Annotated in this window: 5 protein-coding genes; all 5 read left to right on the top strand. The window is 62.1% G+C overall.

The genetic code is table 11. The features are described from left to right. Positions 1–129: hypothetical protein (locus APH41_RS29555; protein WP_256220352.1), on the top strand; the 129-nt coding region annotated here is incomplete at its 5' end. Continuing rightward, on the top strand, positions 126–1103 hold the full coding sequence (locus tag APH41_RS27645) for an ABC transporter permease (RefSeq protein ID WP_054898321.1): 978 nt from the start codon (positions 126–128) through the stop codon (positions 1101–1103). The genes APH41_RS29555 and APH41_RS27645, both read left to right, overlap by 4 nt. A 3-nt stretch (positions 1104–1106) precedes the next feature. After that, positions 1107–2129, top strand: a complete 1023-nt coding sequence (locus APH41_RS27640; RefSeq protein WP_054922657.1) for a LacI family DNA-binding transcriptional regulator — start codon at positions 1107–1109, stop codon at positions 2127–2129. Positions 2130–2152: 23 nt separating this feature from the next. Then, positions 2153–3070 carry a ribokinase gene (gene rbsK / locus APH41_RS27635; protein ID WP_054922656.1) on the top strand — a complete coding sequence of 306 codons (918 nt, stop codon included), beginning with the start codon at positions 2153–2155 and terminating at the stop codon, positions 3068–3070. After that, on the top strand, positions 3067–3454 hold a 388-nt coding region (gene rbsD / locus APH41_RS27630), incomplete at its 3' end, for a D-ribose pyranase (protein ID WP_054922654.1). The genes rbsK and rbsD, both read left to right, overlap by 4 nt.

Genomic DNA, 3454 nt, shown 5'->3' with positions numbered 1-3454 from the left:
GCCGGGCGCCTGATCGAGACCTTCGAGCGTGACAGCTGGACCCAGGACGAATTGCTCGCCGCCGCCTTTGCCGGCTATCAGAAACGTGATGCGCTGCTCAACGAAGCAGCGCCTAGGAATACCCCATGAAAACAAACATTTCCCCCGGTAAAACTGGCGGCAACTTCTATGGCCTGGGTACCTACCTCGGGCTGGCGGGTGCCCTGCTGGCGATGATTGCGCTGTTCTCGATGCTCAGCGATCACTTTCTGTCCTATGACACCTTCAGCACCCTGGCCAACCAGATTCCAGACCTGATGGTGCTGGCGGTGGGCATGACCTTCATCCTGATCATTGGCGGCATCGACCTGTCTGTGGGATCGGTACTGGCATTGGCGGCCTCGGCAGTCAGCGTGGCGATCCTGGGCTGGGGCTGGAGCGTGTTGCCTGCCGCTCTGTTGGGCATGGGTTGCGCGGCGTTGGCCGGCACCATCACCGGTTCCATCACGGTGGCCTGGCGCATTCCGTCATTTATCGTATCCCTCGGCGTGCTGGAGATGGCCCGCGGCGTGGCCTACCAGATGACGGGCTCGCGCACCGCTTATATCGGTGACTCGTTTGCCTGGCTGTCCAACCCGATTGCCTTCGGTATTTCTCCGTCGTTCATCATCGCCTTGCTGGTGATCATCGCGGCCCAGTTGGTACTGACCCGTACGGTCTTCGGCCGCTACCTGATCGGCATCGGCACCAACGAAGAAGCGGTGCGCCTGGCGGGTATCAATCCCAAGCCTTACAAGGTCCTGGTGTTCAGCCTGATGGGCCTGTTGGCTGGTGTGGCGGCGCTGTTCCAGATCTCGCGCCTGGAAGCGGCGGACCCGAATGCCGGTTCGGGCCTGGAGCTGCAAGTGATCGCCGCCGTTGTGATCGGTGGCACCAGCCTGATGGGCGGGCGTGGCTCGGTCATCAGTACGTTCTTCGGGGTGTTGATTATTTCGGTCCTGGCCGCCGGGCTGGCGCAGATCGGCGCGACGGAACCGACTAAACGCATCATTACCGGTGCCGTGATCGTGATTGCCGTGGTCCTCGATACTTATCGCAGCCAGCGCGCCAGTCGGCGGGGCTGAACCATGGCAACGATCAAGGATGTGGCAGCGCTTGCAGGTATTTCCTACACCACCGTGTCCCATGTGGTGAACAAGACGCGCCCAGTCAGCGAGCCGGTACGCATCAAGGTCGAGGCGGCGATCAAGCAGTTGGACTACGTGCCCAGTGCCGTGGCACGCTCGCTCAAGGCCAAGACCACGGCCACCATCGGGCTGCTGGTGCCCAACAGCCTCAACCCGTATTTTGCCGAGCTGGCTCGGGGTATCGAGGATTACTGCGAGCGTAATGGCTATTGCGTGATCCTCTGCAACTCGGATGACGACGCAGAGAAACAGCGCAGTTATTTGCGCGTGTTGCTGGAAAAACGCGTCGACGGCTTGATCGTGACATCCGTGGGCGGTGATGACAGTGGCCTTGCCGCAGGCTTGAGTGCAGTGCGCACGCCGATGGTGATTGTCGACCGGGCGCTGGATGGGATTGATGTGGACCTGGTGCGCATCGATCACGAAGAGGGCGCTTACCTGGCGACCCGGCACTTGCTGGAGTTGGGGCACCGGGACATCGCCTGTATCGGCGGCCCTGGGCATACCCGCGTGGCGCAGATGCGCCTGGCCGGGTACCAGCGTGCATTGCGCGAGGCGGGCATCGAGGTGTTGTCCAGTCGTACCCTGGAAAGCGATTTCACCAGCACGGGCGGGTATGCCGCAGCCGTACAGTTATTATCGCAACACCCGCCCAGCGCGATTTTCGCCAGCAACGATATGATTGGTTTTGGCGTGCTGCGCGCCGCCGCCGAGCGCAATGTGCGGGTGCCGGGCGAGCTGTCGGTCATCGGTTTCGATGACATCCAGATGGGGCGCTACGTCTACCCGGCGCTGACGACGGTTGGCCAGTCGATCCTGCAATTGGGCGAGACTGCGGCCGAATTATTACTGCAACGAATAGCAACCCCCCAACTGCCGATCGATCAACGTATCGTGACGCCCAGTATTGTTTTGCGTGAGTCGACCGCGCCATTGGCTGATGTGTTCGCCCAATACCGCTGAACCGAATTGATGAGTACTGATGTATGCCAGCAAAAGTAGTGGTAATAGGCAGCTTGAACATGGACCTGGTCACCCGCGCCAGTCGCTTGCCGCGTGCCGGTGAAACCCTGATCGGCCAGACATTTTCCACTGTGCCCGGTGGCAAGGGCGCCAACCAGGCCGTCGCCTCGGCACGCCTGGGGGCGAGTGTCGCCATGGTGGGGTGCATCGGTACCGACGCCTATGGCAGCCAATTGCGCGATGCGCTGCTGGTGGAAGGGATCGACTGCCAGGCCGTCAGCACGGTGGATGGCTCCAGCGGTGTGGCGTTGATCGTGGTCGATGACAGCAGCCAGAACGCCATTGTCATTGTGGCCGGCAGCAACGGTGAGCTGACGCCTGCGTCGCTGCGAACGTGCGACGCTGTGCTGCAGGCGGCAGACGTGATCATCTGCCAGCTTGAGGTGCCGATGGAGACCGTTGGGTATGCGCTCAAGCGGGGTCGCGAACTGGGCAAGACCGTCATCCTCAACCCGGCCCCGGCAAGCGGACCATTGCCCGCTGACTGGTATGCCTCGATCGATTATCTGATCCCCAATGAAAGCGAGGCCAGCGCTCTCAGCGGCGTAGCGGTCGACTCCCTCGACAGTGCCAAGGTCGCCGCGACCGCGCTGATCCAGGCGGGTGCTGGCAAGGTCATCATCACCCTGGGCGCCCAGGGCGCGCTGTTTGCCGACGGCAAGAGCTTTGAGCACCTGGTGGCGCCGAAGGTCAAGGCGGTGGATACCACCGCTGCTGGCGATACCTTTGTCGGTGGCTTTGCCGCCGCGCTGGCCGCGGGCCAGAGCGAAGCCGAGGCGATCCGTTTTGGCCAAGTGGCGGCGGCGTTGTCAGTGACCCGCGCCGGCGCTCAGCCTTCCATTCCTACGCTGCACGACGTACAAGGTTTTGTGCCCGCATGAAAAAGACACCTTTGCTGAATATCGCCCTGTCGCGCGTGATCGCGTCCCTGGGCCACGGTGACATTCTGGTCATCGGCGATGCCGGCCTGCCGGTACCTCCCGGCGTCGAATTGATCGACCTGGCACTGACCCAGGGCATCCCGGACTTCATCAGCACCTTGCGCATCGTGCTTAGCGAAATGCAGGTGGAAAGCCATGTTCTGGCAGAAGAGATCCTGCTGAAGCAACCGCCCGCGCTGACCGCGCTAAATACGCTCACAGAGCAGGCTGCACTGGGCGAGCGACGCCTGCTCAGCCATGACCAATTCAAGCAATTGAGCCGCAATGCCCGCGCTGTGGTGCGCACTGGCGAGTGCCAGCCGTACTGCAATATCGCGCTGGTGT

The sequence above is a fragment of the Pseudomonas sp. NBRC 111138 genome (genome assembly GCF_001320835.1).
Classification (GTDB): Bacteria; Pseudomonadota; Gammaproteobacteria; order Pseudomonadales; family Pseudomonadaceae; genus Aquipseudomonas; species Aquipseudomonas paracarnis.
The sequence above is the reverse complement of the archived record's forward strand: the minus strand, read 5'-3'. Positions and strand labels throughout refer to the sequence as shown.

What these genes read in the sequence shown, in the direction of transcription:
- APH41_RS27645 (WP_054898321.1), top strand. Translation starts at nt 126, where the DNA reads ATGAAAACAAACATTTCCCCCGGTAAAACTGGCGGCAACTTCTATGGC.
- APH41_RS27640 (WP_054922657.1), top strand. Translation starts at nt 1,107, where the DNA reads ATGGCAACGATCAAGGATGTGGCAGCGCTTGCAGGTATTTCCTACACC.
- rbsK (WP_054922656.1), top strand. Translation starts at nt 2,153, where the DNA reads ATGCCAGCAAAAGTAGTGGTAATAGGCAGCTTGAACATGGACCTGGTC.